Consider the following 17,227-nt stretch of genomic DNA (forward strand, 5'->3'; position numbering starts at 1 on the left):
TCTTTTTTCGATGTTTAGCTGTAGCCATGTGGTAAATAATGTTATAATAAGCCAGTATTTAGTTGGGAGGGATGGTTGATGAGACCAGATCAACGGCGTAGCAATGAATTAAGACCTATAAAAATAACGAAGGATTACATAAAACACGCGGAAGGTTCCGTACTTATTGAGATTGGTGATACAAAAGTCATCTGTACGGCTTCAATTGAGGATAAAGTCCCCCCTTTTATGCGCGGTCAAGGGAAGGGTTGGATTACAGCGGAATATTCCATGCTGCCACGGGCTACGGAAACGAGAAATATCAGGGAGTCTAGTAAAGGAAAATTAAGCGGCAGAACAATGGAAATTCAGCGATTGATTGGTCGTGCCTTGCGTTCCGTGGTTGATCTCCAAAGATTAGGAGAAAAAACTGTTTGGCTGGATTGCGATGTCATACAGGCTGATGGAGGAACTAGAACAGCTTCCATCACAGGGGCCTTCGTTGCCATGGTTGATGCATTGGGAAAACTAAAGGAAAAGAATGGGTGGGAAAAGCTTCCCATCATAGATTTTCTTGCGGCTACAAGCGTGGGAATCGTGAATGATGAGCTGGTGTTGGATTTAGCTTATGTAGAGGATTCGAGTGCTGAAGTGGATATGAATATTGTAATGACAGGAAAAGGGCAGTTTGTCGAGGTGCAAGGAACGGGTGAGGAATCTCCCTTTTCTAGTGAACAGCTGACTGGATTGTTGGAGTTGGGGAAAAAAGGGATTGACGAGCTGGTCTCCAAACAAAAAGAAGTCTTGTCTGATTGGGTATTATTTATCGGAGGAGAAGCTTAAGCATGGCTAGACAACTGGTTTTGGCAACAAGAAATAACGGAAAAATAGAAGAAATGAAGCACATGCTTCAAGGGTTTGATATTGAGGTGCTTGGTCTCGACCAATTCCCGGAATGTCCTGAGGTCGTTGAAGATGGCCAGACCTTTATCGAGAATGCAAAGAAAAAGGCCGAAACGATTTCCGAATATCTACAACTACCTGCGCTAGCTGATGACTCTGGGCTGAAAGTGGAAGCATTAAACGGACAGCCAGGTGTGTATTCAGCTCGTTATGCCAGTTTACATGCATCAGATGAGGAAAATAATCAAAAGCTGATCAACGCCCTTCATGATGTACCAGATGGAGAACGTTTTGCGTCTTTTCACTGTGTCCTTGCTTTGGCTATTCCCGGAGAAGAAACCTGGACATGTGAAGGAACATGTGGGGGTCAGATTTTGCGCAGCCCAACAGGAAGTAATGGATTTGGCTATGATCCGCTCTTTTTTTTACCCGAGTTAAGGAAAACAATGGCTCAGTTAACAAAGGAAGAAAAAAATCAAATCAGTCATCGCGGACAGGCTATGCGTCAATTTCTTACAAGGATCGAAAAGGGGTTATGAAAAGGGAAAAGAGGGTGAAAACCTTCTTTTTCATTTTTTGTTTTCCGCCCTGGATAAAGGAGTACATATGAAGATCGTAAAAAAGGGAAACGTTTTGTTCTTCCCCAATTTGGCCCAGAGACATTTGGAACTCGCTTATGAAGCAAGGGATAGAGGGCGATATCAGGAAGCACAGAATCATTTTCAGAAGGTCCTGCAATTAGATCCGGACCATTACCCGGCCATGATTGGATTGAACATGGCTTATTATGAACAGGGAATGTACCGCGAAGCGGTAGAACTGGCAGAACAATTGCTTGTTTCCGGGATAGGTGAGATATCGGAGGTTCTCCACTTTTTCATTGCCTCGTCGCTGCAACTGGAGGAATATGAAAAAATATGTGAAGTTCTTACAAGTGTCCTTAAAAATATCCCTCTACCCCCGGAAAAGGTGATGGAGTTCGAGGAAATATTAGAAACATGTTTGGTCATGAGGGAAAATCATCCGGAAATTGGTGAGGAAAATGATTTACTTCGAAACACCGTTGAAGAAAAACTGGAGGAAGATCCAACCTATGTAGAAAGATTACTGGACCAGCTAAATGATCCGGAATTCGATCAACAATTACAAGCGATTGAACAGCTGCAGTATGTTGAAAAGGAAGTTGTTGTCCAGGGGTTTAAGGTGTTTTTGAAAAATCCAGACTATGATCCGATTTTGAAAACCTTTGCTTTAAAAGCGTTAAAGAGATTTAACTTAACAGAGAAGGTGGAAGTTGTAAAGTTTGATCAGAAATTTCTTCTCGATGTTTCCGATATCCAAGCTTTGGAAGACGAATCAGCAGATCAGAACAATGTGCTGAACTGTTTGTATGAAACATCCTACCATGAGGATCCTGTGTTGGTTTCATTTGCTGAACAGCTTTGGAAGGATTATTTGTACGCTTCTTTCCCGATCCAGCCGATCATTAAAAAGCCAAATAGTTGGGCAGCAGCATTGCATCTTGCAGCAGGTGAATTATTAAGCCAATCCTTTTCCAAAAGGCAAATTGCAGAACTTTATAAAATTACACCCATGACTTTGAACAAAAAATATAGTCAACTCAATGAAATTCTTCACCAACATTTACCGAAAAACTGACGGAAGACGAGCGGTTGATATCCGCTTGGTTTATGATATATAATAAAGTGGTTATAATTTGAAATATACCCATGGAATCCTTTCCATGAATAATTCGGTGCTTACGATTGATACGGAATCTGTACCTTATTTAGGAGGAGAAAGAATAAAATGAAAGCAAATTGGGAAAAACTTGAAAATAACACAGGAATTCTTACCATTGAGGTAGAACCTGAGCAAGTAAATGAAGCCATTGATCAGGCTTTTAAGAAAGCAGTTAAGAAGGTTAATATTCCTGGTTTCCGTAAAGGGAAAGTACCTCGCAAGATATTTGAAGCCCGTTTTGGTGTAGAATCCTTATATCAAGATGCATTTGATCTGATGTTCCCTGTTGTTTATGGACAAGCTGTCAGTGAAACTGGCATTAACCCAGTGGATCGTCCAGAAGTGGACCTAGAACAAATCGGAAAAGATCAAAACTGGGTAATTAAAGCGACCGTTACAGTGAAACCGGAAGTTGCCTTGGGTGACTACAAAGGAATCGAAATTGAATCAAAAGATTTTGCTGTCACTGAAGAAGACATTGAAAATGAATTGAAGACAATGCAAGAACGCAGTGCAGAATTAAATGTAGTAGAAGACGGATCTGTTGAGAATGGCGATTATGCTATCATTGATTTTGAAGGATTTGTTGATGGAGAAGCCTTCGAAGGTGGAGCAGGCGAAAATTACAACCTTGAAATTGGTTCCAATACCTTTATCCCAGGATTCGAAGAACAAGTGATCGGAATGAAAAAAGACGAAGAGAAAGATATCGTTGTAACATTCCCTGAAAACTATCATGCTGAGAACTTAGCTGGTAAAGAAGCTACTTTTAAAGTGAAACTAAACGAAATTAAGCGTAAGAACCTCCCTGAGCTTGACGATGAATTCGCAAAGGATGTTAGCGAATTTGAAACTTTGGAAGAATTGAAAGTTGATATTAAGAATAAGCTAGAGAAGAAGGCTGAAGAAGATAAGGAAAATTATCAGAGGCAAGCAGTTATTGAAAAAGTCGCTGCTAATGCAACGATAGACATTCCGGAAATTATGATTGAACATGAAGTAGATCATATGATGAAAGATTTCGAACAGCGTCTACTTTCTCAAGGAATTAATCTTGACCTCTATTATCAGTTCTCAGGTTTGGATGAAGAACAGCTAAGAGGACAGATGAAGGAAGATGCAACAGGGCGTGTTCGCAATTCCTTAACCCTTGAAGCTATTTCCAAAGCTGAAAATGTTGAAGTAACAGATGAAGAGGTAGATGAAGAAATCAACAACCTAGCAGAAATGTATCGCCGTTCTGCAGATGAAATCCGTCAAATCTTTGCAGCTCAAGATCAATTAGAAGGTCTAAAAAATGATATTCGTATCCGTAAAACTATTGACCTTCTTGTAGAAAGCAGCAAGGCTGTAGCTTAAAGATCAAGAATTACGAAAAAACAAGGCACGAGATGATATCGTGCCTTGTTTTTCCAAAAATGATATAATGGCTGAAAGGGGGAATACGTAAAGATGCCTTTGATTCCTATGGTTATTGAATCCACCAATCGTGGTGAACGAGCCTACGATATTTATTCGCGTCTCCTAAAAGACCGAATTATTTTTCTGGGCAGTGAAATTGACGACGATATTGCAAATGCAGTGGTCGCTCAGTTATTGTTCTTAGCTGCAGAAGACCCTGATAAGGATATTCATCTGTATATTAATTCTCCCGGCGGCTCTGTTACAGCTGGCATGGCGATCTATGATACCATGCAGTTTATCAAACCAGATGTTTCTACAATCTGTATTGGCCTTGCTGCAAGTATGGCTGCAGTTTTGCTTGCCTCTGGGGCCAAAGGTAAAAGGTATTCCCTTCCCAACAGTGAAGTCATGATTCACCAGCCGTTAGGCGGTGTGAGAGGGCAAGCTAGTGATATAAAAATTCATGCCGAATGGATTTTAAAAACGAAAAAACAACTAAATGAAATTTTAGCTGAAAAAACCGGTCAACCCTTGGAAAGAATTGAAGGGGATACGGATCGGGACCATTTTATGGGTGCACTAGAGGCCAAAGAATACGGGTTAATCGATGAGGTCATCACCCGTAAAGATCAAGCCTAAGGGGTGATTTCATGTTTAAATTTAACGATGAAAAAGGTCAATTGAAGTGTTCATTTTGTGGGAAATCACAGGATCAAGTGAGAAAGCTTGTTGCTGGTCCCGGCGTTTACATTTGTGATGAATGTATTGAACTTTGTACAGAAATTGTAGAAGAAGAATTGGGAACAGAGGACGAAGTGGATCTGAAAGAAATCCCGAAACCTTATGAAATCCGTCAATTCCTTGATGATTATGTGATTGGCCAAGATCAAGCCAAAAAGTCTTTAGCAGTTGCTGTGTATAATCATTATAAACGGATTAATACAGGCGCTAAAATTGATGATGTAGAGCTGCAAAAGAGTAATATCCTTATGCTTGGTCCTACTGGTAGCGGTAAGACTTTGTTAGCTCAGACGTTGGCTAGAATTCTGAACGTTCCGTTCGCTATTGCCGATGCGACTTCATTAACGGAGGCAGGATACGTCGGGGAAGATGTAGAGAATATCTTGTTAAAACTGATTCAGGCAGCGGATTACGATGTGGAAAAAGCAGAGAGAGGGATTATTTACATCGATGAGATCGATAAAGTAGCTCGTAAATCTGAAAATCCATCGATTACCCGCGATGTATCTGGTGAAGGTGTTCAACAAGCGCTATTAAAAATCCTTGAAGGAACAGTTGCAAGTGTTCCACCGCAAGGGGGGCGCAAACATCCGCATCAAGAATTTATTCAAATTGACACCTCAAATATTCTATTTATTTGTGGAGGTGCCTTCGACGGGATTGAACAAATTATTAAACGTCGTATTGGTAAAAAGGTCATTGGATTTGGTTCAGAGGGTGCTGATGGCAAGCGCGATTTAAAGCCTGGTGAGTATCTCAAAATGGCATTGCCAGAAGATTTGCTGAAATTCGGTCTAATCCCTGAATTTGTTGGACGTTTGCCTGTCATGTCAATGTTGGAACCTCTTGATGAAGAGGCCTTAATCCTCATCTTGACGAAGCCGAAGAATGCTTTGATTAAACAATATCAGAAGCTTCTTGAAATGGATGATGTCGAACTGGAGTTTACCGAAGGTGCCCTTAAGCAAATTGCTAAGGAAGCCATTAAACGCAATACAGGCGCCCGTGGACTGCGTTCTATTATTGAAGGGATCATGCTGGATATTATGTATGACCTTCCATCCCAAGAGAACATAGTTAAATGTGTAATCACTGAGGAGACTGTTCGGGATAAGAGTGAACCCAAAATGTATACCGAGCAGGGGTTAATTGAAAAACCGAAAGAAAGTGCTTAGATTTCAAAAGAAGAGCTTTGGCCAGTTTACAGAGGCCAGGCTCTTTTTTTTATGCTAAGTTTAGCTAAGCATGCTAAAGGCAATACTACACCATATATAAGACTATCTTTCCATCAGGTTTTTCTTCTTTAACATGAGAATGGGAGTTAGTCATTTAACGGGAGGGATTGCATTGAATTGGTCAATGATACTTATGGTTGTTCAGGTATTCTTCGCAGTGATTATAGGGGTGTACTTCTGGAACTTGCTTAAGAATCAAAGAACCAGTAAAACGGCTGTGGATCGTGAGTCACGAAAAGAAATGGAGGCTTTGCGAAAACTGCGAGCTGTTTCTCTTACAGAACCGATTGCAGAAAAAACTAGACCATCCACCTTACAGGATATTATCGGTCAGACAGATGGTATTAAAGCGTTAAAGGCTGCTCTTTGCGGTCCTAATCCACAGCATGTCATTATTTACGGGCCTCCAGGTGTAGGGAAAACCGCTGCAGCGCGTGTTGTCTTGGAAGAGGCTAAGAAGAATGAGCATTCACCTTTTAATGCGGGGTCGAAGTTTATCGAGTTAGATGCAACAACCGCAAGATTTGATGAACGTGGAATTGCCGATCCTTTAATCGGATCAGTACACGATCCGATTTATCAAGGTGCTGGTGCAATGGGGCAGGCCGGGATTCCCCAGCCGAAACCAGGGGCAGTGACCAAGGCTCATGGGGGGATGTTATTCATAGACGAGATCGGTGAATTGCATCCGATTCAAATGAACAAACTTTTAAAGGTACTTGAGGATAGGAAGGTTTTCTTGGAAAGCGCATATTATAGTGAAGAGAATCCTACAATTCCAAACCATATCCATGATATTTTTCAAAATGGTCTGCCTGCTGATTTTCGTCTAGTGGGAGCGACAACGCGCACCCCAGATGAAATTCCGCCAGCCATTCGTTCACGGTGTCTGGAAGTGTTCTTCCGTCCTTTATTGTCCAATGAAATTAAGGTGATTGCGAAAAACGCCATTCAAAAAATCGACTTTGAGGTAGATCCAGCAGCAATAGATGTGATTGCGAAATACGCAACAAACGGTCGGGAAGCGGTAAACACAGTACAAATCTCTGCAGGACTGGCCATATCAGAACATCGCAAAAAGATCATAGCTTCAGACGTCGAATGGGTTGTCCATAGCAGTCAGAAATCTCCGCGTCCAGAACGAAAAGTCCATGAGCGTCCACAGGTGGGATTGGTTAATGGTTTGGCAGTCTATGGTCCTAATATGGGAATGCTCTTGGAAATTGAAGTGACTGCACGCAAGGCAGAAGTTCATGGACAAGGCAAAGTGAATATTACCGGAGTAGTGGAAGAAGAGCAGATGGGTGGAAGCCAAAGATCGATTCGCCGCAAATCTATGGCAAAGGGATCTGTAGAAAATGTGTTGACAGTGTTAACATCACAAGGGATGAGGATTGCAGATTATGATCTGCATATTAATTTCCCGGGGGGAACACCGATTGACGGGCCTTCTGCAGGAATTACGATGGCTACAGCCGTTTATTCAGCTATTCATAAAATACCTGTTGATAATCTTGTTGCTATGACCGGTGAAGTCAGCATTCATGGAAGGGTTAAACCGATTGGCGGAGTTGTAGCAAAAGTAGAAGCTGCCAAGCAGGCTGGATGTAAGAAGGTAATTATTCCAAGAGAAAATTGGCAGGCTATTTTTGATACGATGGATGATATTAAAGTGATACCAGTCGATCATGTGGAAGAAGTATTTGGGTTGGCGTTAATAGAAAAGGACGCTGAAAAGGATTCTCTGATCTTACCTGCTGCCACGGATGTTTTATCCGCATCCCCTTCAGTCAGTTTGTAAACTGTTAATATTAGACAACAGGTAATAGTTAAGATACAATAATGTCCAAAGAGTGCCGTGGAGGTGTCAGGATGGGAACAACAGAGAGAGAAAGAGATATACCATTGCTCCCGCTTAGGGGGTTGCTTGTTTTCCCTAGTATGGTTCTTCACTTAGATGTTGGCCGGGAGAAATCGGTTAAAGCCCTGGAAAAGTCCATGGTCGATGATAATTTAATCCTGCTTGCAACACAAGAAGAAGTTCAATTGGAAGAACCGACGAAAGACCAGATTTATCAAGTTGGTACGGTTTCCCGCATTAAACAAATGTTGAAGCTGCCAAACGGAACGATCCGTGTCTTAGTAGAGGGATTGAAGCGTGCAAAGATTAATCAGTTTGTCAAAGAAGATGAGTTTTTTGAAGTACATATTACGATGCTCGAAGATATTATCGATGATATTTCCGAAATTGAAGCTCTAAAACGTACAATCCTCAATTCCTTTGAGCAATATATCAAGCTTTCTAAAAAAATTACGCCAGAAACCCTAGCTTCAGTCTCCGATATAGAAGAACCGGGGCGTCTAGCGGATGTCATCACGTCGCATTTGACCTTAAAGATGAAGGATAAACAGGAGATACTCGAACAGACAAGTGTGAAGGATCGGCTTGAAACATTGCTGCAAATATTAAACAATGAACGAGAAGTTCTAGAGCTTGAACGAAAGATTGGTCAGCGCGTGAAAAAGCAAATGGAAAAAACGCAAAAGGAATATTATTTGCGTGAACAAATGAAGGCGATTCAAAAAGAGCTTGGCGATAAAGAAGGTCGCGCAGGTGAAATTGAAGAACTGCGCAAGCAATTGGCGGAATTAGAAGCACCGGAGAGAGTCAAGGAAAAGATCGAAAAAGAAATCGAACGTCTGGAAAAAATGCCGACAACCTCCGCTGAAGGCAACGTTGTCCGTACTTATATAGATTGGTTAATGGCCTTGCCGTGGACCAAGAGGACCGAAGATAATTTGGATATTAAAAATGCCGAAAAGGTTTTAGATGAGGACCACTACGGCTTAGAAAAAGCAAAAGAACGGGTTTTGGAATATCTTGCTGTGCAAAAACTCGTGGAAAGACTGAAAGGACCGATTCTTTGCTTAGTAGGACCGCCTGGTGTCGGAAAAACCTCTCTCGCACGCTCTGTGGCAAGAGCCTTGGGCCGCGAGTTTGTCCGAATTTCTCTTGGTGGTGTACGCGATGAAGCGGAAATTCGCGGACATCGTCGGACCTATGTAGGTGCTATGCCTGGTCGGGTGATTCAGGGAATGAAGACAGCAGGGACTGTCAATCCGGTATTTCTTCTAGATGAGATTGACAAGATGGCCAATGATTTCCGTGGAGACCCGGCAGCTGCTCTTCTGGAAGTACTAGACCCAAATCAAAATGATACATTTAGCGATCATTATATTGAAGAACCTTATAACTTGTCTTCCGTGATGTTTATAACCACAGCAAATGCCATGCATAATATTCCGCGTCCACTGCTGGACCGCATGGAGATGCTGTACATCCCGGGTTACACGGAGATTGAAAAGCTAAAAATAGCGGAAAAATATCTCCTTCCAAAGCAAATGGAGGACCACGGATTAACGAATGACCAACTAGAGGTAAATGAAGCAGCATTGCTAGAGGCCATTCGTTTATACACCAGGGAAGCAGGAGTCCGCAATCTAAACCGAATGATGGAAACGATCTGCCGAAAGGCGGCGAAGATTATTGTTGGGGGAGAGAAAGAGAAAGTCACCGTCACCCCCGAAACGCTGGAAGAATTAATGGGTAAACCAAAGTTTCGCTATGGTTTGGCTGAAACAGAAGATCAGGTAGGTGCTGCTACTGGACTTGCTTGGACAGAGACCGGCGGCGATACGCTTACGATTGAAGTCGCTGTCCTGCCGGGAAAAGGCAAATTGACTTTAACCGGGCAATTGGGCGATGTGATGAAGGAGTCAGCACAGGCTGCGTTTAGTTATATCCGCTCCAAGGCGAAAGAATGGGATATCGATGAAGAATTCCATGAGAAAAATGATATCCATATCCACGTTCCTGAAGGGGCAATTCCAAAGGACGGTCCTTCTGCCGGGATCACTATGGCAACAGCGCTGATCTCTGCGTTAACGGGATACCCTGTTTCACGGGAAGTTGGTATGACGGGAGAAATTACATTAAGGGGCCGAGTGCTTCCAATTGGAGGACTCAAAGAGAAGTCTTTGGCAGCCCATCGTGCTGGATTGAAGACCATTATTATCCCAAAAGAAAATGAAAAGGATATTGATGAAATTCCGGAAACGGTTCGTGAAGACTTAACTTTTATTCCTGTTGAGCATTTGGATCAAGTGCTGGAAGTGGCCTTGGTGAAAAAGAAGGTTTCTGTATGAAAGTAGTTTCCGCAGACATTGTTATTAGTGCAGTAAGTTCCAAACAATATCCTGAGGATGCCCTGCCAGAAATTGCTCTGGCTGGGCGTTCTAATGTAGGAAAGTCTTCATTCATCAATACATTACTAAATCGGAAAAATTTGGCGCGGACCTCCTCCAAACCAGGAAAGACACAAACGCTAAATTTTTATAAGATCAACGATCAACTCTATTTTGTCGACGTCCCTGGCTATGGCTTTGCGAAAGTTTCAAAGTCTGAGAAAGAAAAGTGGGGGCGGATGATTGAAGAATATTTTACGGGCCGTGAAGAATTAAAGGCAGTCGTTCAAATTGTAGATTTACGCCATCCTCCGACCCGCGATGATATTGCTATGTACCAATTTTTGAAACACCATCAAATTCCTATTATCATTGTTGCTACTAAAGCCGATAAAATATCTAAAAATCAGTGGCAGAAGCACCTAAAGGTGACAAAAGAAACCTTACGACTGGAAAAGGAAGACAGTTTAATTCTCTTCTCTTCTGAAACTGGGCTGGGAAAAGACGAAGCGTGGAAAGAGATTTTTGCGCGGATTAAGTAGTGTGAATTGGGGGAGATTTGTCCTGGGTCGGACTGAGGCGACCTTATTTGGGTGAAATCCCCCTTTCCACCGTGGTTGGAGGACTCAGTGGACCTTATTTGCTTAAAATCCTTGGATAATTGATGCCTAACAACGGAATAGCGGCCTTTAAGTCCGGATGCCCCTCGAATTGGGGCATTTGGTAAGAATTAGCGGCTATACGGTCCGATTTATTTCGAAGATCTTATTTGTACGCAAGGAGTCAGACCCCTTGCGCATCCCCCTCCCCCTATAGCACAAACCTCTCAATCACATACCGGACTCCATCCTCATTATTGCTCTTCGTCACAAAATCAGCGACATCCTTCAAAGCAGGCACCGCATTTCCCATGGCTACTCCCAAACCAGCCACCTCAATCATCTCCCGATCGTTCCAGCTATCACCGATTGCAATCACCTGTTCCAGGCTACAGCCAAAATAATCGGCCAAAAACCTTACGGCATGTCCTTTAGTAGCTTCCTTATGGACAATCTCCAAGAAGTGCGGTTTGGATTTGGTAATATGCACTTGGTCTCCAACCAAGCCTGCCAAATCTCTTGCAACCAAATCTAGCTTTTTCGGATCATCGATAAAAACCAGCTTAGTGTGAGATTTCCCTGCCAGGACAGCAAGGTCTGGTTCAATTCGGTAGGGCACCCGGGACAGACTCGCATATTCTCTCAGCCATTGGTTTTCCATAGGGCTAATCAGTTCATCGTTATAATATCCTTGCAAGTGTATTTCATGATTCATCGCATATTTAAATAAAAAGGCGCCCACCTCTACGGGGATATTTCGTTCATAAAGAACTTCCTCATCTAATAAATTTTTGACTAATGAACCTTGATAGGTGATGAGTGGAACATTCAGTTCAATTCTCTTGGCTATTTGTTTAGCAGATGCAAACATCCGCCCTGTAGCTAAAGTCACAATGACTCCCAGGTCTACAGCAGCCCGGAGAGCTTCAATTGTTTGGGGGGTGACCTCAGCATCGTCGTTTAAAAGTGTATCATCCACATCAATTGTAATCATTTTATATTTCATTTTCTCACCTACCTATTCACCAAATTTGTTCTTTTTTTTAAGGTTAATTGCTCGGGTTTAAGCTCAGATAGAATCATTCCCACAAAGATCAGCAGACATCCACTAATCGCTTTCGTACCGAGTATTTCATCCGTCCAAATAAAAGCGGTTAAGGCGGCAAAAACAGGCTCCATGGCAAAAATTAAAGCAACCCTTGTCGGCGTGGTAAACCGTTGACAGATGGTCTGCGCCAAAAAGGCTAAGGCTGTCGCCGGCCCTGCCGTAATTAACAAAGCCCACAATACGTCACGATTCAATATCGTGGAAGCCTGCCAGGCATGCTGCCAATCTTCAAAAAGAAAAGAAGCGATAATACTTAGGACGGATACAGTGGCAATTTGAATGAGAGCCAGTGCCATGGAAGGGAAATTCGGCGCGTATTTTCCTGTTAAAATAATTTGTCCGGCAAAAGAGATCGCACAAAAAAAGACAAACACATCTCCCCGATTTAAATTCAACGAGTCACCCAAGGTAAGCAGATAAAGTCCAATCGTGGCAGCCACAACACCCAAAACCGCTGGCCATTTTGGCCTTTGCCCTAAAACAAACAACGCAAAGATGGGAACTAAAACGACGGAGAGCCCAGTAATAAATCCCGCCTTTGAGGAAGTTGTGTATAAAAGGCCTACGGTTTGAAAGGCATATCCACCAAACAGCCAAACACCAAGAATCACGCCAGCAAAAACCATTTTTTTTGATAGTTGCTTTAATTGCTGCGGATACAAAAAGAGCAGGACAAGAAACAAGAAAACTGAAGCCAGAAAAAAACGAATCCCGTTAAACGTGTGCGGCGGCAGCACGGAGATTGCATTTTGTACAATGACAAAAGTGGTCCCCCAAACAAAGGCCACCAGTAACAAACTTAAATCAGCAAGCCATGACTTTTGCAACAACCATTCCCCCATTTTTTCTATCCATTATACAGCAGCAGAAAGAAAAGAAAAATCACCAGTAGGAAAGAAAAAGGAGTGGAAGAGTTCTAAGTAAATAGAAATGGCTTGTCACTGGCTGGACTATAAATCGATTGTGAGTAAAATTTAACTGCGATGTTGTAGAACACATTAAAATTGCCGACCTTATCTAATAAGATCGGCTTTTTGATTTTTGTCCTAGGAAATTAATTTCTGTTCTTCAATAGCAGCTTTTCTACATATTGCACTAAGTGATACATGATCGTAGCACAGACAGCAATAATAAATAAACTGACAAAAACTAAGGTTAAGTTAAAAACCTGGAAGCCGTATATAATCAAATACCCAAGACCCAGTTTTGAAACGAGAAACTCGCCAACAATAACCCCAACCCAGGCCAAACCTACATTTACTTTTAATGTGGAAATAATCGTAGGGAAGGATACGGGGAGGACGATTTTGCTGAAGATTTGTTGTTTCTTTGCTCCAAAGGTTTGCACCAATTTGATATAATTTGGATCAACTTCTTTAAAACTTCCGTAAACAACAATCGTTGTAATGACAATGGAAATCGCGATAGCCATCGCAATCGTGGCCATAAAACCTCCGCCGAAAGCAACGATGAACAGCGGACCAAGAGCAACTTTAGGCATGCCATTTAATACGACGAGGTAGGGGTCAAGCACCCTTGATAAGAATTTAGACCACCATATAACGATTGCGATTACTGTGCCAAGGATCGTTCCTAACAGGAAGCCGACGATCGTTTCCCATACCGTTGCGATAATATGCTGGTGTAGTTCACCCGCTAATAACATGGTAATGAAGGTTTCCCAAATCCGTGATGGGCTACTAAACAAAAGAGGATCAATCCATTTATAGGTGGAGGCAATTTCCCAAAATCCAATAAACAGGATCAGAATGACTAGTTGAGAAACGCCAACAAGAAAACTGTAAAGCCGCTCTTTCTTTAAATACTTTCCATGCTCCTCAGAAATTTTCCCTCGTGTTAACCAGTCTTCAAGAGGCTTCATGAATAATTCAGCTCCTTCCAAACCATTTGAAAGTAGCTTTGAAATTCGGGTACCTCACGACTAGCAAACGGTAAAGGGGTTCGAATGACATCTGGAATTTCAATGACTGTCTTAATCCGCCCTGGATTAGGAGAAAGAATAATTATTCGATCAGACATCGCGATGGCTTCTGAAATATCGTGGGTGACAAGAACAGCTGTCTTCTTTTTGCGCCGTAGTGTATCAATAACAAGATCTTCCAGTTTCAATTTAGTTTGATAATCTAAGGCTGAAAAGGGTTCATCAAGCAATAGAATGTCCGGATTTGTAGCCAGTGTCCGAACCAAAGCTACGCGCTGTCTCATTCCACCAGACAACTGACTAGGATAATGATCCTTATAGGATAACAATCCCATCTCAGCCAACAGCTTGAGCGCTTTCTTCTGATTTTGCTCCGTTTCCAAGCCTTGAATTTCCAATCCAAGAAAAATGTTTTCTTTTATGGTTCTCCAACCTAGCAGGTAATCCTGCTGCAGCATATAACCAATATGTTTAGAGGTACCAGTAACCTTTTCATTTCGAATATGAACTTCTCCGTTTGTAGGTTTAATTAAACCTGCCAGGATGGATAGAAGAGTGCTTTTTCCACATCCGCTAGGACCAAGAAGGGTAACAAATTCCCCTTCGTTAACCGAAAAGCTTACATTCTCTACAGCATGGGTTTCGCCATCCCAGGTGATAAAGGTTTTGGTTACGTGTTCGAAGGAAATTAGATGATCGGACTGCATCGTCCCCACCTCCTTCTTGTATGTTATTCAAGAAGGAAAAAATGGGTGAATGGCTAGACGTGAACCTTCTTTAAGTAATACCAGGTCATAAGCTGAACAATGCTCGCAGCTAAAAGTAAGGTGTTTAAAACCAGGGCATCATCACGCCAATGAACCAGGGCGATAAAAATGCCAAGGGTAATTAATCTGCCGATGTTTAACCCAGTTTCCCGAATAATAATATATTCCACTTTCCACTGAGCGGATTGAGAGCTTTTCCCGATCGCATCAAAAATTGTGGAGACAGCTGGGATGAAAAATAATGGGCTAAATAAGCTGATTCCGATCCCCATAATTAATAGCGTAGTATAGTTTAACTCAAAGAATAAGGGGACAACGGCAAGGGTGGTTAGGATCGTTCCCAAAAGTAAGGCTTGACTTCGCCATTTGCTGCTAAGAAATTTACCCGCAATATAGAACGATACAAAAGCAACAGCCGATGTAATAAACGTATACATCCCAAGCTTCCACTCTGTGTTTGTGGCAATGAAGACAAGCAGGCCGACCAGGAAGTTAAATATCGACTCATTTGCCCCTTGTCCAATCATAGCAAGGAAAATTTTTTTCCAGGTACGACTTCTCCGGTAAACAGTATAGGTCTCAGTAAGTGTGAATGTACCTCCTGATTTTCTTTTACGTAAGAAGAAGCTTAATATAACTGCCCCTACGTAGATTCCTAAGGAGATGGCAAAGATTGTGGTATATCCCTTTAAGCCTGTCATTTCCGAGATCAAGTATCCTGCTCCAAGTGGAGCTGTCATTCCGACTAAAGACCCGAAGACCCCTGCAAGCCCGTTGAATTTATTCCGATTTGCGCGGTTAGTGATTTCAAAAAGTACGATATTATAGGAAAACCAAAAAAAACCATGTCCAACACCTTGTAAAAATCCTAAAGGAATAATTAGTTTCGGGGCCAGATCACCTAAAAGCAAAACAGCCAGGTAAAAGGATGCGGCTACGGCAATCCCTGTCCGCAAACAGGACATTTTATTGTAAACCTTTACCCATTTTCCCGACATCATAAAGGTGATTTGCATCGCTAAAAAAAACGAAACGTTATACCACCCGATTAAGGCGTAGCCAACGTTTTCTTTCCAAAGGTAAACGTTAACAAACGTTCCGGATAATGCTTCAGATAAAAGAAAGAGGGTGTGGACCAAGACAAGCAAACGCCCTTGAGAACCTAGTTCGGTATGGAAAAGTGTCCTTTTATCATCTGGTACCTCGTTTAGCGCTTTTCCCCAACGATAAAAAAGTCCGTGTTTGGTTTTGATTGCCATAATCTTCCCCCAACGTATTACTATGGTATGCAATAGGGTGTCCCCAATATGGACTATTTATCCGACATAATAAGGCCCTCCATGAAGGAAGGCCTTGTAGAGATTATTTTGTTTCCATGGCTTTTTGGGCAAATTCGGTATTGACGATTTCATGATACTCAACCTTTTGTTTTAGCTCTCCCGAATTCTCCATGACAGCCTCTAAGTTATGGTATTCTTCCTCATCAAGAATGGGATCCGTAGCCCAAGAGCCTTGCGACTTATAGCGGTCCAAAACTTTTAACATGGTTTCCTGATCGATTCCATCAAAGTAGGGAGCAAGGACTTTGGCCATTTCTTCGATAGAAGCATTTTCTACCCATTGTTGTGCCTTATAAACTGCATTCGTGAATTTTTGAATGGTTTCAGGATGCTCATTTATAAAGCTTTGTTTTGCAATGTACACGGTATAAGGAAGCTTTCCGCTGTCTTTTCCAAAGGAAGCAACAACATGGCCTTTTCCTTGCAATTCAAGGGCAGAAGCAACAGGCTCAAATAATTGTACGAAGTCACCTGTACCAGAGGCAAAGGCACTGCCCAGATTAGCAAAATCTATGTTGGTAATGATATTGACATCCTTAAATGGTGTAATGCCATTTTTCATCTGCACATATTCGCTGACCATCTCAGGCATTCCTCCGGGTCTTTGCCCGATTAATGTCTTCCCTTTTAGCATATCCCAGCTAAAATTGGGAATAGGTTCCCGCGAAACCAAGAAGGACCCATCTGTTTGGGTTACTTGCGCAAAGTTTATGGCGGGGTCGCTAGCACCCTGATTTTTCACATAAATGGTGGCTTCTGCCCCCATTAAAATAATTTCTGCATTCTCGCTTAGCAGTGCCGTCATTGCCTTGTCTCCGCCATTTGCGTTGGATAGTTCAACATCAAGACCCTCTTCGGCAAAAAATCCCTTTTCCAAAGCTACATATTGAGGAGCATAAAAAATGGAATGCGTTACTTCAAAGAGCCGAATCTTTTCCGGGCTAGAACTTCCCCCTCCACACGCGGAGACGATGGATAGGGAAGCAATTATCGTAATCATCCCTAGAGTTTTCAACCAATTCTTCACTTCTAATACCTCCCGCTTGTTATCTAAAAATCTTTCTGCCGGCCCGATAGGCAAATTCCCCCCATTTCTCACCTCTTACATCTAACTGGGCTTCAGTCTATCCTATGAACATTGGAAAAAAGTGTGCGTGTCACAAAGCTATCATAAATTGTCTAAACATGGAGGGAATTTCATGGTATAATGTTCGTTGGTGA

At 42.2% G+C, this 17,227-nt stretch carries 15 protein-coding genes; 9 read left to right on the plus strand and 6 right to left on the minus strand.

Features of this window, described 5'->3' with window-relative positions; all coding sequences use genetic code 11:
• The first annotated feature begins 78 nt into the window (after window positions 1–78).
• The 9 genes from rph (at window position 79) to yihA (ending at window position 10,792) form a co-directional block, all read left to right on the plus strand.
• Entirely contained in the window at window positions 79–822 is a 744-nt protein-coding gene (gene rph / locus J2Z37_RS01780) for a ribonuclease PH (protein ID WP_209808313.1), read from the plus strand.
• Between the two features lie 2 nt (window positions 823–824).
• A complete protein-coding gene (locus J2Z37_RS01785) occupies window positions 825–1,421 on the plus strand; it encodes an XTP/dITP diphosphatase (protein ID WP_209808316.1) in 597 nt (198 codons plus the stop codon).
• Between the two features lie 67 nt (window positions 1,422–1,488).
• Window positions 1,489–2,541 (plus strand): tetratricopeptide repeat protein, encoded by a 1,053-nt coding sequence (locus tag J2Z37_RS01790; RefSeq protein ID WP_209808318.1) that lies wholly within the window; start codon window positions 1,489–1,491, stop codon window positions 2,539–2,541.
• A gap of 150 nt (window positions 2,542–2,691) precedes the next feature.
• Window positions 2,692–3,984 carry a trigger factor gene (gene tig, locus J2Z37_RS01795; RefSeq protein WP_209808320.1) on the plus strand — a complete coding sequence of 431 codons (1,293 nt, stop codon included), beginning with the start codon at window positions 2,692–2,694 and terminating at the stop codon, window positions 3,982–3,984.
• Window positions 3,985–4,077: 93 nt separating this feature from the next.
• Window positions 4,078–4,668 carry an ATP-dependent Clp endopeptidase proteolytic subunit ClpP gene (gene clpP / locus J2Z37_RS01800; protein WP_209808322.1) on the plus strand — a complete coding sequence of 197 codons (591 nt, stop codon included), beginning with the start codon at window positions 4,078–4,080 and terminating at the stop codon, window positions 4,666–4,668.
• 11 nt (window positions 4,669–4,679) lie between these two features.
• The gene (clpX, locus tag J2Z37_RS01805; RefSeq protein WP_209808324.1) at window positions 4,680–5,945 is read left to right on the plus strand and encodes an ATP-dependent protease ATP-binding subunit ClpX; all 1,266 of its coding nucleotides are present in this window, start codon (window positions 4,680–4,682) and stop codon (window positions 5,943–5,945) included.
• A gap of 172 nt (window positions 5,946–6,117) precedes the next feature.
• Complete coding sequence (gene lonB / locus J2Z37_RS01810; protein ID WP_209808326.1) at window positions 6,118–7,806, plus strand: ATP-dependent protease LonB; 1,689 nt, start codon at window positions 6,118–6,120, stop codon at window positions 7,804–7,806.
• Between the two features lie 71 nt (window positions 7,807–7,877).
• On the plus strand, window positions 7,878–10,211 hold the full coding sequence (gene lon, locus J2Z37_RS01815; protein ID WP_209808328.1) for an endopeptidase La: 2,334 nt from the start codon (window positions 7,878–7,880) through the stop codon (window positions 10,209–10,211).
• On the plus strand, window positions 10,208–10,792 hold the full coding sequence (gene yihA / locus J2Z37_RS01820) for a ribosome biogenesis GTP-binding protein YihA/YsxC (protein WP_209808330.1): 585 nt from the start codon (window positions 10,208–10,210) through the stop codon (window positions 10,790–10,792). The genes lon and yihA overlap by 4 nt, the downstream gene beginning before the upstream one ends.
• 268 nt (window positions 10,793–11,060) lie before the next feature.
• Here yihA and J2Z37_RS01825 read toward each other — a convergent pair whose 3' ends face one another.
• The 6 genes from J2Z37_RS01825 to J2Z37_RS01850 form a co-directional block, all read right to left on the minus strand.
• Complete coding sequence (locus J2Z37_RS01825) at window positions 11,061–11,855, minus strand: Cof-type HAD-IIB family hydrolase (protein ID WP_209808332.1); 795 nt, start codon at window positions 11,853–11,855, stop codon at window positions 11,061–11,063.
• A gap of 8 nt (window positions 11,856–11,863) precedes the next feature.
• A complete protein-coding gene (locus tag J2Z37_RS01830; RefSeq protein ID WP_209808334.1) occupies window positions 11,864–12,784 on the minus strand; it encodes a DMT family transporter in 921 nt (306 codons plus the stop codon).
• Window positions 12,785–13,011: 227 nt separating this feature from the next.
• A complete protein-coding gene (locus J2Z37_RS01835; protein WP_209808336.1) occupies window positions 13,012–13,839 on the minus strand; it encodes an ABC transporter permease in 828 nt (275 codons plus the stop codon).
• A complete protein-coding gene (locus J2Z37_RS01840; protein WP_209808338.1) occupies window positions 13,836–14,606 on the minus strand; it encodes an ABC transporter ATP-binding protein in 771 nt (256 codons plus the stop codon). Before J2Z37_RS01840 ends, J2Z37_RS01835 begins: the two co-directional genes overlap by 4 nt.
• A gap of 53 nt (window positions 14,607–14,659) precedes the next feature.
• On the minus strand, window positions 14,660–15,925 hold the full coding sequence (locus tag J2Z37_RS01845; protein WP_209808340.1) for an MFS transporter: 1,266 nt from the start codon (window positions 15,923–15,925) through the stop codon (window positions 14,660–14,662).
• Window positions 15,926–16,028: 103 nt separating this feature from the next.
• Window positions 16,029–17,033, minus strand: a complete 1,005-nt coding sequence (locus tag J2Z37_RS01850) for an ABC transporter substrate-binding protein (protein WP_342453764.1) — start codon at window positions 17,031–17,033, stop codon at window positions 16,029–16,031.
• Window positions 17,034–17,227 lie beyond the last annotated feature (194 nt).

The organism is Ammoniphilus resinae, from assembly GCF_017873965.1.
In the GTDB taxonomy this organism is placed as follows: Bacteria; Bacillota; Bacilli; order Aneurinibacillales; family RAOX-1; genus Ammoniphilus_A; species Ammoniphilus_A resinae.